Source organism: Streptomyces sp. NPDC097617, assembly GCF_044761485.1.
Classification (GTDB): domain Bacteria; phylum Actinomycetota; class Actinomycetes; order Streptomycetales; family Streptomycetaceae; genus Streptomyces.
This window is the reverse complement of the sequence record NZ_JBIWCL010000009.1, coordinates 17,236-35,844: the sequence shown is the minus strand read 5'-3', so window position 1 is coordinate 35,844 and position 18,609 is coordinate 17,236. Positions and strand designations below refer to the sequence as shown.

16 protein-coding genes and 2 pseudogenes are annotated in these 18,609 nt (G+C 71.3%); 5 read left to right on the top strand and 13 right to left on the bottom strand.

Annotated features, from left to right (window positions below):
• Positions 1-3: 3 nt before the first annotated feature.
• Both ACIQZO_RS16945 and ACIQZO_RS16940 read right to left on the bottom strand, forming a co-directional pair.
• Positions 4-690, bottom strand: a complete 687-nt coding sequence (locus ACIQZO_RS16945) for a hypothetical protein (protein WP_403626509.1) — start codon at positions 688-690, stop codon at positions 4-6.
• Positions 691-761: 71 nt separating this feature from the next.
• Positions 762-1,151 (bottom strand): annotated as a pseudogene (locus ACIQZO_RS16940) (DUF664 domain-containing protein); the annotation flags it as partial.
• A gap of 94 nt (positions 1,152-1,245) precedes the next feature.
• Between ACIQZO_RS16940 and ACIQZO_RS16935 the strand changes: the two are divergent.
• On the top strand, positions 1,246-2,436 hold the full coding sequence (locus ACIQZO_RS16935; RefSeq protein ID WP_403626506.1) for an acyl-CoA dehydrogenase family protein: 1,191 nt from the start codon (positions 1,246-1,248) through the stop codon (positions 2,434-2,436).
• 91 nt (positions 2,437-2,527) lie between these two features.
• On the opposite strand, the gene ACIQZO_RS16930 is transcribed toward ACIQZO_RS16935, so the two are convergent.
• The 7 genes and pseudogenes from ACIQZO_RS16930 to ACIQZO_RS16900 all read right to left on the bottom strand — a co-directional run bounded on the left by ACIQZO_RS16930 (position 2,528) and on the right by ACIQZO_RS16900 (position 8,941).
• Positions 2,528-3,037 (bottom strand): hypothetical protein, encoded by a 510-nt coding sequence (locus ACIQZO_RS16930; protein WP_403626504.1) that lies wholly within the window; start codon positions 3,035-3,037, stop codon positions 2,528-2,530.
• 346 nt (positions 3,038-3,383) lie between these two features.
• Complete coding sequence (locus ACIQZO_RS16925) at positions 3,384-4,529, bottom strand: hypothetical protein (protein WP_403626501.1); 1,146 nt, start codon at positions 4,527-4,529, stop codon at positions 3,384-3,386.
• Between the two features lie 289 nt (positions 4,530-4,818).
• Positions 4,819-5,538, bottom strand: a complete 720-nt coding sequence (locus tag ACIQZO_RS16920) for a hypothetical protein (RefSeq protein WP_403626498.1) — start codon at positions 5,536-5,538, stop codon at positions 4,819-4,821.
• A 14-nt stretch (positions 5,539-5,552) separates the two neighbouring features.
• Complete coding sequence (locus tag ACIQZO_RS16915) at positions 5,553-6,785, bottom strand: pentapeptide repeat-containing protein (protein WP_403626495.1); 1,233 nt, start codon at positions 6,783-6,785, stop codon at positions 5,553-5,555.
• A 320-nt stretch (positions 6,786-7,105) separates the two neighbouring features.
• Positions 7,106-7,315, bottom strand: a complete 210-nt coding sequence (locus ACIQZO_RS16910) for a hypothetical protein (protein ID WP_403626492.1) — start codon at positions 7,313-7,315, stop codon at positions 7,106-7,108.
• Entirely contained in the window at positions 7,312-7,716 is a 405-nt protein-coding gene (locus ACIQZO_RS16905; RefSeq protein ID WP_403626489.1) for a hypothetical protein, read from the bottom strand. Before ACIQZO_RS16905 ends, ACIQZO_RS16910 begins: the two co-directional genes overlap by 4 nt.
• 58 nt (positions 7,717-7,774) lie before the next feature.
• Positions 7,775-8,941, bottom strand: a pseudogene (locus ACIQZO_RS16900) (helix-turn-helix domain-containing protein).
• A 784-nt stretch (positions 8,942-9,725) separates the two neighbouring features.
• Here ACIQZO_RS16900 and ACIQZO_RS16895 point away from each other — a divergent pair.
• Positions 9,726-11,198, top strand: coding sequence for a sialidase family protein (locus tag ACIQZO_RS16895; RefSeq protein ID WP_403626486.1), 1,473 nt, complete (start codon positions 9,726-9,728; stop codon positions 11,196-11,198).
• A gap of 99 nt (positions 11,199-11,297) precedes the next feature.
• On the opposite strand, the gene ACIQZO_RS16890 is transcribed toward ACIQZO_RS16895, so the two are convergent.
• The 4 genes from ACIQZO_RS16890 to ACIQZO_RS16875 all read right to left on the bottom strand — a co-directional run bounded on the left by ACIQZO_RS16890 (position 11,298) and on the right by ACIQZO_RS16875 (position 13,790).
• The gene (locus ACIQZO_RS16890) at positions 11,298-12,221 is read right to left on the bottom strand and encodes an ADP-ribosylglycohydrolase family protein (protein ID WP_403626483.1); all 924 of its coding nucleotides are present in this window, start codon (positions 12,219-12,221) and stop codon (positions 11,298-11,300) included.
• Positions 12,222-12,300: 79 nt separating this feature from the next.
• Positions 12,301-12,714, bottom strand: coding sequence for a VOC family protein (locus ACIQZO_RS16885; RefSeq protein ID WP_403626481.1), 414 nt, complete (start codon positions 12,712-12,714; stop codon positions 12,301-12,303).
• On the bottom strand, positions 12,711-13,271 hold the full coding sequence (locus tag ACIQZO_RS16880; RefSeq protein ID WP_403626478.1) for a MepB family protein: 561 nt from the start codon (positions 13,269-13,271) through the stop codon (positions 12,711-12,713). The genes ACIQZO_RS16885 and ACIQZO_RS16880 overlap by 4 nt, the downstream gene beginning before the upstream one ends.
• 126 nt (positions 13,272-13,397) lie before the next feature.
• On the bottom strand, positions 13,398-13,790 hold the full coding sequence (locus ACIQZO_RS16875) for a molybdopterin-binding protein (protein ID WP_403626475.1): 393 nt from the start codon (positions 13,788-13,790) through the stop codon (positions 13,398-13,400).
• A 92-nt stretch (positions 13,791-13,882) separates the two neighbouring features.
• Here ACIQZO_RS16875 and ACIQZO_RS16870 point away from each other — a divergent pair, with 92 nt between their 5' ends.
• From ACIQZO_RS16870 to ACIQZO_RS16860, 3 genes are read left to right on the top strand one after another with little or no spacing between them, the layout of a single operon-like run.
• Complete coding sequence (locus ACIQZO_RS16870) at positions 13,883-14,809, top strand: oxygenase MpaB family protein (RefSeq protein WP_403626473.1); 927 nt, start codon at positions 13,883-13,885, stop codon at positions 14,807-14,809.
• 26 nt (positions 14,810-14,835) lie between these two features.
• The gene (locus tag ACIQZO_RS16865) at positions 14,836-16,902 is read left to right on the top strand and encodes a tetratricopeptide repeat protein (protein WP_403626470.1); all 2,067 of its coding nucleotides are present in this window, start codon (positions 14,836-14,838) and stop codon (positions 16,900-16,902) included.
• A complete protein-coding gene (locus ACIQZO_RS16860; protein WP_403626467.1) occupies positions 16,899-18,500 on the top strand; it encodes a phytoene desaturase family protein in 1,602 nt (533 codons plus the stop codon). Before ACIQZO_RS16865 ends, ACIQZO_RS16860 begins: the two co-directional genes overlap by 4 nt.
• The last annotated feature ends 109 nt before the right edge of the window (positions 18,501-18,609 follow it).

The window sequence follows — 18,609 nt, the reverse complement described above, 5'->3', positions numbered from 1 at the left end:
GGATCAGCGTGGTGCGAGACGGGCCCGGTGGTACTGGATCCCGTGCCACCGGGCCTGGTCGGGGCGGGCGCCCCGGTCCAGGGTCCGGGTGCCCTCGGCGAGCGCCAGGGCGCGGTCGCCGGACAGGACGAGGGAGACGAACCAGGTGGTCCGCTCGGGCTCGACGCTCTCGTCGTAGTACCAGTCGGCGGTGACGCGCGCGTCCCTGCCGACGAAGGGGCGCTGCAGGAAGTCCTGTACGGGGAGCGGGAAATGGCCGAGGACCCCCTGCGCCTCCGGGACCAGGTCCAGCCGCAGCACCGGAGCCCCCGGCAGCCCCGGGGCGGCGGTCCGCCCGTCCGGCGCGGGCCGCCCGTCGTAGCTCCGGCTGTGCAGCGAACCCGGCTCGACACGGGCCCGCTGTCCGCGGAACTCCGCCGCCCCGTCCGCCCGCACCTGGCCGACCCGGCACAGCCCCCGGTCCCCGACGACCACCGCGGAGGGGAGTCCGTCGCAATTGGGCCCGGCCCACCAGGTCAGGCACCGCCCGGCCTTCTCCAGCAGCCGGGCCCGCACGTCCTGCGGAAGCAGCTCCCAGTACGCGTGCCGGGCCGGGACCGCGGCGTCGACGGGGAGCGCGCCCGGCTCGTGGATCTGCGTCACCGCCCGTGTGAGCTCGGGGTCCTCACGGCGCCATGCGTCGATGTCCATAGCGGCTCATTGTGCGGCAGGTGGCCGAACTGCAAGGGCTTTTCCGGTGAGTTGGGGTGCCTGGGGACTCGGATGTCGATGGCCCCGTCGATGCGTTCGCGCAGCAGGCCGGCGCGCCCGTTGTGCCGCGCGTACTCCTCCACCCTATGGATCAGCACCCAGCGCAGCGACACCTTCCCGCGCCACGCGTCGACGGCCTCGACGTCCAGGTCGGGGGCCTCGGCGACGAAGCGCTCGGCGAAGGCCACCTCGCCGCGCCACGCCTCCCAGGCCGCCCCGACGGCCGCGGGATCGGCCGGGGCGGCTCCGTCGAAGTCCCCGTCGGGACCGTCCGCCGAGGAGGACCGCGGCGGCGCGTCCTGGCCCGCCAGGACCTGCCGGAACCATCGGCGCTCCACGTCGGCCAGGTGCCGGACCAGCCCGAGCAGGGGGAGCGTGGACGGTTCCACCGACCGAAGCGCCGGCTCTCGGGTCCTTCCGAATTCTTGGAACACGTTCTACTCTGACCGCCGCCACCACAGCGACCGGCTGGACCGCGAGACTCCCGGAGGGGCCGTGCACCTCGAATACACGCCTGAGCAGCAGCAGTTGCGCACCGAGCTGCGCGCCTACTTCGCCGAGCTGGTGCCGCAGGACGTCTACGCCCGCTACGAGGATCCGGCCGCCCAGAAGCGCTTCTACCGGAAGGCCATCCGCCGGCTCGGGGCCGACGGCTGGCTCGGGGTCGGCTGGCCGAAGGAGTACGGCGGTCGAGGGATGACCCCGATGGACCAGTTCATCTTCTTCGACGAGGCCGCGCAGGCCGTCGTACCGCTGCCCCTGATGGCGCTGAACACGGTCGGCCCGACCATCATGCAGTTCGGCACCGACGAGCAGAAGGCGTACTTCCTGCCGAAGATCCTCGCCGGGGAGATCGACTTCGCCATCGGCTACAGCGAGCCCGACGCCGGCACGGACCTCGCCGCGCTCCGGTGCAAGGCCGTCCGCGAGGGCGACGAGGAGAGCGGTACCTACGTCGTCAACGGACAGAAGATCTGGACCACCAACGGGGACACCGCCGACTGGGTCTGGCTCGCGGTGCGCACGGACCCGGACGCCCCCGCCCACAAGGGCATCACCATGCTCCTCGTCCCGACCGCGGACCCCGGCTACTCCTGCACCCTGATCAACACGCTCGCCTCGCACGACACCACCGCCAGCTACTACGAGGACATCCGCGTCCCGGCGAGCCGGCGCGTCGGCCAGGAGAACAAGGGCTGGCGCCTGATCACCAACCAGCTCAACCACGAACGCGTCACCCTGGCCGCGCACGGCACGATGGCCATCCGAGCCCTCCACGACGTCCAGCGCTGGGCCGCCGCGACGAAACTCGCCGACGGCCGCCGGGTCATCGACCTCTCCTGGGTCCGCGGCCGCCTCGCGCGCACCCACGCCCGGCTCGACGCGATGAAGCTCCTCAACTGGCAGATGGTGGGCGCCGTCCAGGCCGGCTCCCTCACCCCGCAGGACGCCTCGGCGGTCAAGGTCTACGGCTCGGAGGCCCGCCGGGACGCGTACGCCTGGCTGATGGAGATCGTCGGCGCGGCCGGTTCCCTGAAGGACGGCTCCGCGGGCGCGGTCCTCCACGGCGAACTGGAACGCGGCTACCGCAGCGCCGTGATCTTCACCTTCGGCGGCGGCAACAACGAGATCCAGCGCGAGATCATCTCCTGGATCGGCCTGGGCATGCCCCGCGTCCGCCGCTGACGGCGTGTGACTACAGACGATAGTTGGCACATACCGGGAATGGTTGTCACCGAATGTGCGCGCGGGATGGCAAGCGCCTCGGGCACCTGCGTCATAGATGGCGACGCATAGCCCGGATACAGGCGGCCCGGGCCGTGTTCGAGCGGTCGCGGGAGTACGCGGTCCCCAGGTTCATGCCGCTGTCGGTGTCGATAGGGGGTTGCTGCCAGGCTTCGCTCATGTGGACACCGGCCTCGGAGCGCGCGGCGGCAACGAGGGCGGCGTAGGGTTCGGCGACCCCCGAGGCTTCGATCTGGAGCCAAGCGTGGTGGAAGGCGATGCGGGCGAGAAGGGAGCTGGCCTCGTCGGTCAGCTCCCGGCGGGCGTCTGGAGAAGCCGGCCGTCGGCGGATGCGGTACGGCATCTCCAGATACTCCTCGACCGCCGTCAGCGCTTCGGCGAACGTCTTGGAACGGCGTTCACGCCGTGCTGCGCGCTGGTTGAGGGTGAAGGTGATGTAGACGCCGACCAGTGCGATGACGGGAACGATCAGAGCGGTGGTCTGGGCCCACGTCCAACTGCCCGCCTGCGGCGTGGCCGAGATGATGACGACGGTGCCCACGTGCTATTCCCCGGCAGGCCGTGTGGTGCGTCCTCGATGAGCCATTCGCCCCCGTCGTCTCCGCCGGTGAGGCGCCACCAGTGCTCCATGAACAGGTGTGTCCGGATGATCTCGAACAGGTCGAGTAGGCCCTTCGCGCCGGTCCACCGCCGCTCCTCAGGATCGTACGGCTGCCAGAGGCACAGGGCATCGTCTTTGCCGTGCCGGTGCTTTGATGCGGCGCCGGGCTTTGCGTAGACGCGCGGGAAGTCCCGAGGGTGCTGCCCGAACGTGGGGTAAGGCGGCTCTTCGAAGAAGGAGACGGTCACTGGCACAGGAGTCGGCTCGCCGATCACGTCGAGTCCGCTCAACCAGGTAGGTGAGCCGACCTTTGCCGTACGAATGCCGGAGGCCGCCGCCGAAGCGATGCCGGGCGTCCCGTTCCAGTGGGGCCCACCAGGCAGGCTGAACCCCGTACCAGATCCCCATCTCTACGGCGCCAGGCTCGGGTGAGGGTAACTCGAGGGCCCACCAGCCCGAGTCCGGATGCTGCACTCCCGGTGACGACCACGTCCAGGCGGAGCCGGGCGGCCTCCTCCTGGGTGGGGTCCGCATCCGGAACGATCTCGGGGAAGACCTTGCTCAGGACGTGCTGGGCGCTCAGCGGTCGGTTCTCGGCCTCGTGCTCTATGGCGAGGTCGATGTATTCCCGGGCTGTATCGAGTCGCTTGCGGACTTCGCTGATCGGCAGGTTGAGAGGGATGAGGCCGGCGACACCGGCCGGGTCGTCAGTCTGCCCGGATTTAAGCTCCTGGGCCGCGTGGGTGAAGAAGGCTTGGAGTGCCTCGGCCAGTGGCATCGGGGCCGTGATGCATTCCAGCGCGAGCGCTTTGATGTTCCAGGAGCAGAGCGGCTTGCTGTGGGTGCAGTTCCAGCGCTTCAGTAGTCGCACCGTCCTGGCGAACGTGTTCTCTGTCTTGTCGATGGCATCCAGCACCATCTCCGTGTGCGTGATCGGATCGGCCCGGTCCCACTTGTCGGCGATCTCCATGTTGGGGATGAAGAGGCCCTTGCCGGAAGGGTGCGGGATCGCGGTCATCACGTCGGCTGTGAAGTCCGGTTGGCCCGCAGTCACCGGGTCACCGAACCGTACGAGCACGGCACGCCGCCGACCCGCGACTTCTGCGGTGAGCTTGGGGAACTCGTCGCCCAGTTGCTCCCGTATCGCGTCTCGCGCGCGTTCCATCAGGGGGAGTGCGTCGTCGCCGTCGGGTCCGAACCCCTGCGCGTCCCCGGGGCTCAGCTTGGCGCCGAGGTCGACATCGGTCAGGGGAGTGTTGGCGTCTCCGTGGGCGACGCTGCCGTTGAAGTAGACGGTTGATCCGGGGAATGCGCGTCCAAGTGCGTTGGTGAGAAGCTGTCTTCGGCGTTTCGCCTCGGCGAGCTCGTCGTCGGTGACCTCGATCTGGCGGCGGGCCTCTTCGAGCAGTTGTTTCAGAGACTTCTCTTTCATCAGTACTCCTTTCGTCTCGCCCTGGTTATCCCCAGTTACGCGCTGCCTGCACCTTCATTGGGCATATGACCGTAGGAATCGCCTCGGGAAGTGCCGGACGGAGATGTCGATGCTGTGGAGTGACCTTGTGGCGCGGCACGGTCATCCGTTGGCAATGTGGGTGCTTCGGGGACGAACGCGAGAGCGAAGCTACGGCCGTGCGCCGCGGGAACCAGCAGGCGAGGCACTCTGGATCACACGCCACGATGCCCTCTCTCCTTGTGCTGGAGAGGGGGCATCGCCGTGAGGGTCAAATGAGGGAGGGAAGGATCCCGCGGGGCCAGTGTCCGAGCCAGAACGCGGCCGCCGAGGGCTGGCCTTGGCCTTCGCTGGAGCCGTCGTGCAAGAGGTATTCGGTCGGGGCTACGTAGCCCTCGCCGGCGGCGAGGCGTACTCGGATGATGCGGAGGGGGCGGCCGCTGGCGACGTAGTCGCGGTAGTCCTGGGTGTGCGGGTAGCGGTGGGTGCGGTCGTTGGGATGAACGGCCCGGCAGACCGCTTGGGCGTCGATGGTGCCGAGGACGATGAACCGGGTTCCGGGGCCGAGGTTGAAGCAGACCCTGCGGCGCCCGGTGTGCTTGTCGGCGTACGGGAGCTTGTCCCAGTTGTCGAGGTGCAGGCCGATCAGCCGGCCGTCCTCGTAGTTGTCGGTGGTCGTGGTCATGTCGGGCTTGGCGAGGGCTTGGCCGAGGTACACCGCGTCCGGGTCGCCCAGCAGGCCAGTGAGGTCTTCGAGGGGGAGTCCTTCCCGATACGCGGGCCGGACGATCTCCACGATGGTGCTGTCCAGGGGTCGACGAGGGGCCGTGACCGCCTTGACGTCCGCTTCGCTCATGGGGCGCCACTGCCCGGCGGGGATGATCGCGCCGGGCTCGTATGCGGCCTCGCCGGGGCGGACGGTCCGGACGGTGGCGATCTCGCAGCGGGCGCGGAGGGCGGACGGGTCGCCGTAGGCGATGTGCAGGGGCACAGGGTCCTCCTGGGTCAGTCTTCCCCGATGGTGATGTCGAGTGCGTTCACGAGGGCTTCGGCGAGGTCGGACTGCTGGCCGGGATCGATGCGGACCTTGGAGAGGTTCGCGACGCCTCGGATTGCCGACAGATCGTTCTCACGGAGGTCGGTGTTGCGGTAGCGGCCCGTAGCGAATTCGGTGAGCCGGAGCGTGCAGTCGGTGAACACGACGTCGGACAGGTCGCAGTCGGTGAAAGTGGCTTCCGTGAGGACGCAGCCGATGAAGGCCACGGGGCCGGTGACGCGGACCTTCTCGAAGGTGGCGAAGTCGAGCTTGCAGCCTTCGAAGAGCACGTCGTCGAGCACCAGGCCGTCCAGGGAGGCGCCCATCAGCTTGCAGTCCCGGACGTGGACGCGGGTCAGCTTGCTTCCGGTCCAGCGTGCCGAGCCGAGGAGGCTCTCGCTGATCTCGATGCCGTGGAGGTTGACTGCCTCGAACTCGGCACGCTTCGCGCGGACCCCCGTGATCCGGCCGGTGACGAGCTGGGTCTGAGTGAGGTCGAGCGATCGGAGCTCAGCGTCCCCGTACGCGAAGTCCTGGACGGTGCCGCGAGTGTTGTCGAGGCTGTCGACGTTGCTCAGGTAGAGGCCGGGCTCGTCCAGCTCCGGCAGGGTGATGGTGGCGCGGCACGCGTCGACGCCCTGCCAGAACTCGGGGATCCAGGAGGTGCGTTCCTCGGCCTCGGCCACGAGGACGTCCAAGCCGTCCTTGAGCACGTTGCCGGTGGTGAAGTCGCCGAACCGGGCGTCGGTGAACCCTGCCAGCTCTGGGGAGAGCATGATCACCCCGCCGTCGTAGGCGACGGTGGGCATCGGATCCCAAGGTGCGGAGGTGGGCGTGGGGGCGGTGTCGTGGCTACCGAGAACGGCACCGGCGAAGTTGAGCACCCGCTGGATCTCCCGCAGCCGGATCACCGGATTGGCCCGCCAGGCGTCCGCGAGGGAGGCCCAGAACTCGGTCGCGCGCACGGGGTCGGAGTCCTTGGCCCCGTGATTGACCCCTTCTTCCTCTTCGACGTTGACGCCGATGGTGTTGACGCCCAGCTCGGCGAAGAAGTCGTAGAAGCGGGCCGCGTTCTCGGGGGCCGGGTCGGAGACGACCGCGATGGCGGAGAACGGGATGCCGTAGCGGCGCAGGCGCTCGATGCCTCGCATGGTGACGCGGAATCCGGTGTTGCCGGCGAGGGTGACGCGGTGGGTGTTCATGTCCGGTGGCCAGCGGCTCCCCGCCGTGCCACACGACCTCGAACGCCGGATCGTCGGCTGCCCACGGATTGACGGCCGCGGCCACAGCCTCGGCAACCGTCACCGTCACCGGCATCAAGTGGTTCATCCTGCGGAACGGCAGGTAGCAGTACGTGCAGTCCATGGGCAGGGACTTCGTGGTCGGCTGCATGATCACAGACCGAGGCCTGGCCGCGAGCCGAAATGCACTCTGCATCGTGATCCTCTCGATCGGGTCCGGGCGGTGAGCCCCGCCCAGGCAAGTGGTCCTGTTGGAGGCACCGGGCGGAGCGTCGGTGGGTTCAGCGGGGGTCGGCCTGGCGCAGGGCCTGGTGGTCGGCGACGACCCATTCGACGCCGCCGCCCTCGGGGCGCAGGAAGACGGCTTCGGGGATGAAGCGCCGGGTCTTGGGGTCTTCCCAGTCGCCGATGAACTGGACGATCCCCTCGCGGTCTTCGCCAGGGTCCGGTACGCGGGCGCCCTCGTAGAGCCAGGAGGGCCGCCTGCTCATGCCGCACCGTCGGTGCCGGCCGACTTCCTGAATCGCTCCATGCCGCGCTCGGCGCGGACCCTCAGGGAGGGACTGGGGTCCGGACTACCGAACGGGTCGTCCCACGGGGCGTATTCGGGCCCGCGCTGCGGCGTGCCGCCGGCGGCCCTGCGGGGGAGCGGAACGGGGGCGTCCTCCGTGGGCACGAGGGTGTTGAGCGAGGCGTTCCAGCAGTCCTCGCCCCCGCCCTCGGGACACAGGCGGTAGACCGTGGTGCCGGTGTCCCCGGGGATGTCTATGACCACACCCGTGCGAGAGGTTGAGGTGTCGTACGCAAGGTCTCCGCGCAGCGGCCAGCGGGGATCAGGGGCGTCCGCCTGCTGCTGTACGCGGTCATGGTCAGTGCGACGCGTCGAGGTCATATAGCGGAACGTATGCGCTCCGCTACGGAGCAATATGAATCCGTGGAATGTCCCCAGGTCAGTCCAGCGAAAATCGTCCGGTCATGCCGCGCAGCCGATGGCGCGTAGCAGCCCGCTCCGCGTAGATGATCTTCCGCAGCGTCGCGCGTGCGACAGGGTGATTGTGGACCAGTTGGGGAGCGATACGTTCTGCGGTCTACAGTTCGGTCAGGGCCTGGTCGCGGTTGCCGTCCCACAGCCACGCGCGGGCAAGGTCCATGTGGTGGTGACCGAGCCTGGAGTTCGGCAGAACCGCGATGTGCGCGGGGTCCGCCTCACGGTTGAGCCGGAGCGCCTTCGTCTGGTCACTCATCTCCAAGGCGGCGCTCACGCCGTGGATGACGACGTTGCCGAGGCTGAACGTGACCGAGTGCCGGTCGTGGATCTCGGGCCCGACGTGGGAGTTGACCCGCTCGCCCGCCGTACGGGCGAGAGCGAGCCGCTCATCGGACCCAGCAGCGTTCCCGCCGCGCGCGGACGAGATCGCGGCACGCAGGTGCAGGGCGCCCCACATACGCAGGGCGAGAGGTTCGCCGGCCTCGTACTCGGCTTCGATGCTTGCGAGGGCCTTGTCCCCGAGTGCGTGGGCGTCGTCCCAGTCGGCCGACGCCCACGTGTCCCACATGCGCATCCAAAGCGCCATCGCAGGCATCACCGGATCACCTGAGAGCTGCGCGGACCAGGTGGCCCGTTCGCAGGCCATGGCAACCAGCTCGGGATGTCCGAGGGCATGGGCCGCGGTGTGGGCGAACTTGCAGGCCACTGCAAAGATCGCGAACGCCTCTTCGCGTTCGTGGCCGACGGATGCCTCAGCGAGGGCTCGGGCCTCGCGCAGCATGTCCGGCAGCTCCTTCAATACGGCGGCGTTCGCCGCAGCGTCGCGCAGGCGGAGCAGGCGCTTCATGTCGTGCCACAGCACCTCAGACGGCCTAGGCGTGCCGTCAAAGACGGGGGCCAGGTCGTAGCGGCGCAGCTCCCGGATGATGGAGGCCGCGGAGACCTGCCACTTGGTCTCGGCTCCTCCGCCTGAGTACGGGCGCTCGATCAGAGTGTTCGGATGGCAGTGGAGCGCGGCGGCCACGGCGTTGATCAGCCCGGCCCGGTCCAGCTCGATCCGGCCTTTCTCCAGCTTGGACACCCATCCCTGAGTCCGCCCGAGCGCGGCGGCAAGGTCGGCCTGAGTCATCCCGACCGAGAGCCTCTGCCGCCGGACCCGCTGTCCGATCCGCTCTTGCTCCTCGATGTACCCGCTCACACCCACCACCCCGATCTGCGAACGCTTTTGACGCGAAGGTACCGCTGGCGCGAGCCAGACGGTGGGCCTTGGCCAAGGGATCTCAACATGCAGGAGCTGGTCGCGACGAGTCGACGGCTCGGCCTCTGAGAGGAGGAAATCATGCGCATGCGAAGAATCCTGGGCCTCGCCCTGGCCGCGGCAACCCTTTCCGGCATGAGCGCCGTCGCCGCTGTCAGCGTCGGGGCCGCCTCGTCATGGTGGACGCCGACCTTCTCGAAGCCGAGGCCGCCAGCGATTCGAGACGGTCCGCGCCGTCCTGAACACCGGATCACGAGCATGTCCGACACTCGGCAGCTCTTGAACAGGTCCAGAAGAAGGGGCAGTCCCGTCGTCCTCACCCTCCACCAACCCGTCTGAGCCAAGGCCGGCCCTGCCGGCATCGCCAACCGGCACGTGGCCCACGGCCCGCTCCGGCAACCTACGAGAAGGCGCCGTAAGTGCACGACCAAGGAGCCGACCGGCAGGGTGCACCATGCCGGTCGGCTCCGCCGTGATCCGCGACGACCCCGGGCATGACTCCGTCGTTCGGCCCATCAAGGGCTCCGGCTCCAACGCCGAATAGAACCAAGCGGAGTCTCGCCCCACGCTCGCGTTCCGGTACGCCTCCGCGCCAAAGGCCGCCCCGATGACGGCGGTCCGGTGCCCCAGCCGAAAGGCCCGGAGGAGATCCCGCATGCGCGTCTTCCTGTCGCTGACCGCCGTCACCACCGCCGCGCTCCTGCTCGGCACCGTCACCGGCGTGACTCCCGCCGCAGCAGACCGGAACCCCGACGGCACACCACTGGTCAAGGTGTCCCACGGCGACCCGTACGCGAAGTGCACCGTCGGAGCGAGGTCCCCCGACAGCATCGTCTACCCGGCCACCGAGGTCGAGCCGTACCTGTCCGTCGATCCACGCGACCCCGAGCGCGTGGTCACCGTGTTCCAACAGGACCGCTGGAGCGACGGCGGCGCCCGTGGCCTGGCGGCCAGCTGGACCACGGACGGCCACACCTTTCACCGGAGCACGCTGCCGTTCAGCCTCTGCGCCCCGGGCGGAGCGGACTTCGAACGGGCCACCGACCCCTGGGTGAGCACCGGGCCGGACGGCACCGTCTACGCGAGCGGCGAGGGCGTCGACTTCGTCAAGAGCACGCGCACCGGCCTCCTGGCCGCCACGTCCCGCGACGGCGGCCGCACTTGGCACAACCTCACCACCACGCACGTCGACGAGCAGCCGTTCTTCAACGACAAGCCCTCGCTCACCGCTGACCCGATCCGCAAGGGCACCGCCTACCAGGTCTGGGACCGCCTCGACAACGACCCGCCCGGCCCCAGTTCCCTCGACGGTCCGGGCTACATCTCCGTCACCCGCGACGGCGGCCGCACCTGGAGCGCGGCCCGGCCCTTCGTCGACACCAGCACCGTGCCCAACACCCAGACCATCGGCCATCTGATCGTCGTCGACCGGAACACCGGCACCCTGTACGACTTCTTCGACCAGTTCACCTTCTCCGAGGACCTGAGCACCGTCGTCGAGGCCCACTACGCGATGGTCACCTCGACCGACGCCGGAGAGACCTGGAGCGCCCCGGTCACCGTGGCCGAGGACACCTCCGTACCGGAGGTCGACCCGAACGACCCGGCCAAGCCGTTGCGCGCCGCGTCCACCCTGCCCAGCCCGGCCATCGACCCGGAAACGGGCACGCTCTACATGGCGTACGAGGGCTCGGACTTCTCCGGCGGCAAGTTCGACTCCGTCCAGCTGGTGCGCTCCACCGACGGCGGACGCACCTGGGGCGCCCCGGAGCTGATCAGCCCGGAGGGCGTGCCGGCGTTCTCCCCGTCGGTCGCGGTCGACGAGCGGGGCACGCTCGCGCTCATGTACTACGACCTGCGCTTCCTCAAGCCGGGCGACACCACGACCCTGCCCACCGCCTACCAGCTGGCCACCCTGCCGCACGGGGACCCGAAGCGCCGGACCGAGCGACGCATCTCGCGGATTTTCGACTGGCTGCAGGCACCGTTCGCCGGGGGCTACTTCCTCGGCGACTACCAAGGCTTGGTGGCGGACGGCGAGGGAGTACGGGCGGTGCTCACCGAGACCCACTCCGGCGCACCACAGAACCGTACGGACGTCTACACCAGCAGTCTCCGCACCCGCTGACCGACGCGGACACCCTCGGTCGGCCCCACCGCCGACGGCCAGTCGCCGAGGCGGTCGTGACCGTTGTCGCGTGGCTGCGTGGAGGTCGTGCGGCCCCCGTCACACGGCGCGATGCTCCGGCACGGTCGGGGGCAGTGGTTCGCGGGCCGTGTGCCAGGCCGGCGGGAGGGCGGCGACGCCCGTGCGGGCGGCGATGACGCCGCCCGCGATGGCGCACGTCGTGTCGATGTCCCCGCGTCCGGCGACCGTGGACCACAGGCCCTCCTGCAGGTCGTCCAGGTGGCCCGCCGCGCACCACAGGGCGTAGGGGACGGTGTCGGGTCCGGACATCCGGTAGCCCGAGCCCAGGACCTCCGCGGCGTGCCGGACGGAGGTGTGCTCCGGTATCCTCGCCGCGATCCGCACCCCGGACCGGACATCGCCGACGGGGAGCCGTTCGGCGACGGCCAGGAGGAAGTCCGCGCGCGCCGGGGCGGGTCCGCCCCGGCTGCGGGTGGCCAGAGCCGCGGCCACGGCGACCGCCACCGCCCCGGAGACGGCCTCCGGGTGATGGTGCGAGACCGCGCTCTGCCGGGCGGCCTGTTCGGCGACGGCATCGAGGTCCGAGGCGTGCCAGGCACCGAGTGGTGCGACGCGCATGGCCGCGCCGTTGCCCCAGGAGCCCTGGCCGTCGAACTGTCCGGCGACCACCTTCCGCCAGGGCTCGCCGGCGCCGATCCGGCGGAGCACGTCGTGCATCGAGGCCCCGTACCCCCGGTGCGTGTCCTCGGCGTAGGCCTCGGCGAGCCGCAGGGCGAGACGGTCCTGGTCCACGGCGCCGCCGCCCTCGGCGAGCTCCCGTACGAGAACGAGCGCCTGGGCGGTGTCGTCGCTCCACTGCCACAGCGGCTCCGGGGGCAGGATCCGCGCCTCCAGGGCTGCCGGGCCCTCACGGCGCAGGATGGCGAACCAGCGGTCACCGAAGGCATCGCCGAAGGCGAGCCCGGACAACGAATCCAGTGCGGCGGCAGGCAGGTTGACCATCGGAGCAGTATCACAGGGCGCCCGCGCCCCCGGCACCGCGATTTTCGCGCGCAGGTCAGCCGGGGGACCCGCGCGCAGGTCAGCCGGGGGACGGCAGGGCGACGAGTTCGACCTCGAAGCCGTCCTCGTTCTCCAGGTAGGCGGCGCAGTGCCGGGGGCCGCCGGCGTACGGGTGGCGGTCCGGGAACAGCAGGTGCCATCCGTGGGCGGTCGCCTCCTCGGCCAGGCGCTCGACCGCGGCGGGGTCCTCGACGTGGAAGGCCAGGTGGTTCAGGCCCGGTCGGCGGCGGTCGTGGCGGTCCGCGGTGAGGGCCGGGGACTGTTCGACGACCAGGTACGTCGGCCCGAGCCGCCAGCTGCGGCCGTTCTCCCAGTGCTGGAAGGGGGAGTGGCCCAGTGCCTCCAGGAGCCAGCCGAGCGAGGTGATCGCGCGGTCGAGGTCCGGCACCCACAGTTCGACGTGGTGCAGTGTGCCGCTGACCGGCCGGCTCACCCGTAGAGCTTCCGGGCGCGGGCCAGGTCCACGGGCCCGTCCTCGGGCAGCTCCAGGAAGTGCTCCAGCTGCCACGTCTGGGCGCTGCCCGCCTGGCGGTTGGTGGTGGTCACCCAGGGCGGGTAGACGCGGAAGGCGCGCTTCCCGCCGGCGCCGTCCGTCGATACGACGCCGTGCCGGCGCAGCGCCTCCACGGGGAATACGAACTGGCCGAAGTGGTCGCCGTCGCGGGTGCTGATGACGAAGAGGTCCACGGGGTCCGCGGCGTCGAAGGGCTGGATGGGCCCGCCCGGGGACCGCTTCCAGACGGTGACGAACTGGCCGACCTTGGTGGGGGTCGTCCTCGCCGCGCGGAACCTGACCGAGAGGGCGTCCAGGGTGAAGGTGTGGGCGGCGTAGTCGGCGCTCTCGGCTTCGGGGACCGGCTGGGAGCAGGTGAATCCGCAGGGGTCGTAGACGAGCGCCTTCGCCGCGACGAGGTCCGCGTGGGCCGTGACGGTGTCCGACCACGGTGCGGGGTGGGGAGGGGAGGAGGGCACGCGGTGCTTCGTCGTCATCCCCTCACCCTGTCACGGACGTGACCGGGCCGTGACCCGGGCCCGTACCGACGCCACAGTGCCCGCCGCCCGCCGCCCGCGCGCCGGGCGGACTGTAGGCGCTTCGCGTCGCTTCGCGTCGTGCGTTCAGTCGACGTCGATGTGGACGCTGGTGGACTTCACGCGGGCCACGGCGCGCACGCCGACCGCGAGCCCGAGTTCCTCGACCGCCTCGCGGGTCAGCAGGGAGACCACCCGGTGCGGGCCGGCCTGGATCTCGACCTGGGCGGCGACCTCGCCGAGCCGCACCGCCGTCACGATCCCGGGCAGCGCGTTGCGGGCCGAGGTCGCGGACTCGCCGTCGCCCTCGCCCGCCTCCTGGGCGAGCGCTACGCAGAAGGCGGCCAGATGCGCGCCCTCGACCATCCGCCTGCTGCCGTCCCGCAGCGTCGGGAAGCGTCCCGCGTCCGCCCAGCGGCGGGCGGTGTCGGTGCTGACGCGGAGGAGTTGAGCGGCTTCGCCGATCGTGTAGAGCTGCACCCCGCAACTCTATGCCCGCCGCCGAACCCCCCGGATCGGTACGCTGGAACCGCCGGGCGTCCGCGACGTGGAGGTACACAGTGGAGGTACCGATGAGGAACACCGCGTCCGGACCGCTCCCCGGTGCCGACGCGGGACTGTTCGGCCCCTCCTCCGTCACCTGGCAGTGCCACGGCGACCCGATGATGTGGATCGCCGGGATCCGGGCGCTCTACCTCCAGGCCCTCCACCCGCGCGCCGTCCGCGGGGTCATGGAGAATTCGGCCGCTTTCGACCGGCACGGCGACGGTGGAGGCGACGCCTGGGGACGCCTGCTGCGCACCGCCGACTTCGTAGGCACCCTCACCTACGGCACCACCGAGGCCGCCGAGCGCGCCGGCCTGCGGGTCCGCACGATCCACCGCAGCCTCTCCGCGACCGATCCGGTCACCGGCGAACGCTTCCCCGTCGACGACCCCGCCCTGCTGCTGTGGATCCACTGCGCGCAGATCGACAGCTTCCTGCACGTCCTGCGCCGATCCGGAGTCCCCCTCACCCCCGCCCAGGCCGACCGCTACGTCGACGAGAACCGGGTGGGCGCCCGCCTGGTCGGACTCGACCCGGCCGGGGTCCCCGCCGACACCGCCGGACTCGCCGCGTACCTCGACCGGATCCGCCCCGAACTCGCCGCCGGCCCCGATGCCCTCGCCGTGGACGACTTCCTGCGCGGCCCGCCCGTCCACCCCCTCCTCGTACCTGGCCGAAACCTGCTGTGGCCACGCGTCGCGGGTCTGGCGTACGGTTCCCTCCCCGGCTGGGCGCACCAGCTGTACGGTCGGCCCGCACCGGACCCGCGCAGCATCACCCGGCGCCTGCGCCTCAGCGGGCTCGTGCTGCGCAGCATTCCCGCAGGTCTACGTTGGCAGCTGCCTCCAGGTCACATCTTGAAAGCGATGCGTCGCATGGGCCCCGGGAGCCGCCCCTCGCCGTACACACTGCGTACATCAGCGGCCATACTGGACCGGCCGGGGAGGGCGTAGCACGACAACGGGGGCGGCTTTAAGACATGGCGGAGTCCAGACTGATCCAGGGCCGGTACCGGTCGCTCGATCTGATCGGGCGCGGCGGAATGGGCGAGGTGTGGCGCGCCCGCGACGAATCGCTGGGCCGGCAGGTCGCCGTGAAGTGCCTCAAGCCGATCGGCGCCGAGCAGGACGCCCACTTCACCCAGGTGCTCCGCGAGCGGTTCCGGCGCGAGGCGCGCGTGGCAGCGTCCCTCCAGCACCGCGGCGTCACCGTCGTCCACGACTTCGGCGACGACAGCGCCGCGGGCGGCCCCCTCTACCTCGTCATGGAACTCCTCGAAGGCCGCAACCTCAGCCAGCTCCTGGAGGACAACGACACCCGCCCGCTCCCCGTGGACGTCGTCGTCGACATCGCCGAGCAGATGGCCGCCGCCCTCGGCTACACCCATGACCAGGGCGTCGTCCACCGCGACCTGAAACCCGCCAACATCATGCGGCTCACCGACGGCACGGTGAAGATCTGCGACTTCGGCATCGCCCGCCTCGCCCACGACATCGGCTTCACCGCCAAGCTCACCGGCGGCGGCATGGCCATGGGCACCCCGCACTACATGTCGCCCGAACAGATCGCGGGCGGCGAGGTCGACCACCGCAGCGACCTCTACTCCTTCGGCTGCGTCCTCTACGAGATCGCCACCGGCGCCCCGCCCTTCGACCTCGGCGACTCCTGGTCGGTGCTGGTCGGCCACCGCGACAACGCGCCCGTGCCGCTGCGCGAGCACCGCCCCGAGCTTCCCGACTACTTCGATCAGGTGGTCCTGGACCTGCTCGCCAAGCGTCCCGAGGACCGGCCGGGCGACGCCCGGCACGTGCACCACCGGCTCGTCGAGGCACGGCTGGGACCTGCCGGGCTGCCCGGCGCCCAGGCCCCGCTGCCCGCCTGGGCCCGCGGGATGACCGCCGGACGCAAGGCCGGGATCGACGCCCGGCGCGCCAGCGGCGAATGGGCCGTGCTCACCGGCGCATGGACGGCCGCGAGCCCCGCGGGCCGCCCCGGCGCCACCATCGTCCGCCCCGCGCCCGCCGAGGACCCCCGGCTCACCGCGGCGTACGGTTTCCCGCGCCCCGCCGGCCCGCGGGACAACGGTCCCGACGCGCTCGCCGCCGGCCACGCACGGGCATACGCCCTCAGCCGCGCGGGCCGCCCCGAGGAGGCGCTCGCCGGGTACACGGCCGTGGCCGACGGACGCACCCGGGTACTCGGCGCGGACCACGCCGATACTCTCGCCGCGCGCCAGGAGTCGGCGTACGAACTGGGCCGGCTCGGCCGCCACCAGGAGGCGCACGACGTCTACCGCGCGGTGCTCGTCGCCCGCGAGCGCACCATGGGCGCGCTCCACCCCGACACCCTGCGCTGCCGGCACAACCTGGCCTGCTCGCTGGGCGCCCTGGGCCGCTTCGCGCAGGCCCACGCCACGGCCGCCGAGGTCGCCGCCGACCGGGCGGCCGTCCTGGGCGCCGAGCACGCCGACACCCTGCTGACCCGGTACGAGGCGGCGTACGCGCTCGGCCGCCTGGAACGCTGGCAGGAGGCCCTGGCCGCCTTCCACGAGGTCGCCGTCGTACGGGAGCGGGTGCTCGGCCGCGACCACCCCGACACCCTGGCCGCCCGCTACGAGGTCGGCATCGCGCTCGGCCGCACCGGGAACAGCGCCCAGGCCCTCGACCTGTTCCAGGCCCTGGTCCGCGACCGCACCCGCGCCTACGGGGTCACCGACCCCGAGACCCTGCGCGCCCGGCACGTCCTCGGCGTCAACCTGGGCCGGCTGGAGCGCTGGGAGGAAGCGGTGGCCGAGGCCCGCCAGGTGGGCGCGCTGCGCGCCGAGGTACTCGGCGCCGAGCACCCGGACACCCTGGTCAGCCGCCGGGAACTGGCCGGAGGACTGGGCCGGCTGGGCCGCTGGGACGAGGCGCTGCCCATCTACCGGGACCTCTCCGGCATCCGCGAGCGGGCCCTCGGCGACGAACATCCCGACACGGCCCTGGCCCACGCCGACGAGGCGCACTGTCTGGAGCGGCTCGGCCAGGTGTGCTACCAAGAGCCATGACGACCTTCGGGCGGGACGTGTACGACGACGTGATCGTGGGCGGTGGGCACAACGGCCTGGTGGCCGCCGCGTACCTGGCCCGGGCCGGCCGCTCGGTGCTGGTCCTGGAGCGGCTGGGCACCACGGGCGGGGCGGCGATCTCCAGCCGCCCCTTCGTGGGGGTCGACGCCAGACTCTCGCGCTACTCGTACCTCGTCTCCCTGCTCCCGGCGAAGATCGTGCGCGACCTCGACCTGCGGTTCGCGGTACGCCGGCGCACGGTCTCCTCGTACACGCCCACCGAACGAGACGGGCGGCCGGGCGGACTGCTCGTCGGCGGGGGCGAGCAGCGCACCCGGGAGTCCTTCGCGCGGCTGACCGGCTCCGAGCGGGAGTACGAGAGCTGGCGCGCCTTCTACGGGACCACCGGGCGGGTCGCCGAGAAAGTCTTCCCGACCCTGACCGAGCCCCTGCCGACACGGGCGGAGCTGCGGGCCAGGATCGACGACGAGGCCGCGTGGCGGATGCTCTTCGAGGAGCCGCTGGGGCAGGCCGTGGAGCGGCACTTCGCCGACGACCTGGTCCGCGGAGTGGTCCTCACGGACGGTCTCATCGGCACGTTCGCCGACGCGCACGACCCCTCCCTCGCGCAGAACCGCTGCTTCCTCTACCACGTCATCGGCGGCGGCACCGGGGACTGGGACGTGCCGGTCGGCGGCATGGGCGCCCTGACGGACGCCCTCGCGGAGGCCGCCCGGGCGGCCGGCGCGCAGATCGCCACCGGCCACGAGGTGCTGCGGATCGACACGGACGGAACCGGCCCGGCCGAGGTGGTGTTCCGCACGGCGACGGGGGAGGGCCGTGTCGTCGCCCGTACCGTGCTGGTGAACGCCTCCCCGCAGGCCCTGACCGCACTCCTCGGCGAGACCCCGCCCGAGAGCGCGGCGCGGGCCGCGGCCCCCGAGGGCGCCCAGCTCAAGGTCAACATGCTGCTGCGTCGACTGCCCCGGCTCCGGGACACCGCCGTGGACCCGCGCGAGGCCTTCGGCGGCACCTTCCACATCGCCGAGGGCTACGCCGAACTGGCCCGGGCCTACGCGGAGGCCGCCTCCGGCGAACTGCCCTCCGTACCGCCCTCGGAGATCTACTGCCACTCGCTGACCGACCCGACGATCCTCGGGCCGGAGCTGGTGGAACAGGGCTACCAGACGCTCACCCTCTTCGGCCTGCACGCCCCGGCCCGGCTGTTCGCACACGACAACCAGCAGTCGCGCGAGGTCCTGCTGACGGCCACCCTCGCCCAACTCGACGCGCACCTGGCCGAACCGCTGACCGACTGCCTCGCCTTCGACGCCGACGACCGCCCGTGCATCGAGGCGAAGACCCCCCTGGACCTGGAGCGCGAACTGCGCCTGCCGGGCGGCCACATCTTCCACCGCGACCTGTCCTGGCCGTACTCCGACGGGGACCGGGACGGCGGCGGTGACGGGGGCGGCGGCCGGTGGGGTGTGGAAACCGCCCACCGCAACGTCCTGCTGTGCGGGGCGGGCGCGGTCCGCGGCGGCGGAGTCAGCGGCGTCCCGGGCCACAACGCGGCGATGGCCGTACTCGGGCACTAGCCGAAGCGCCGACCGAAGCGCGCGACGGGATCTGGCCGCCCAGTTCAAGGAGGCCGCACGTCGCCCTCCAGCAGCGCGACCGCAGCCCCGCGCAGATGCTCAGCGCTCC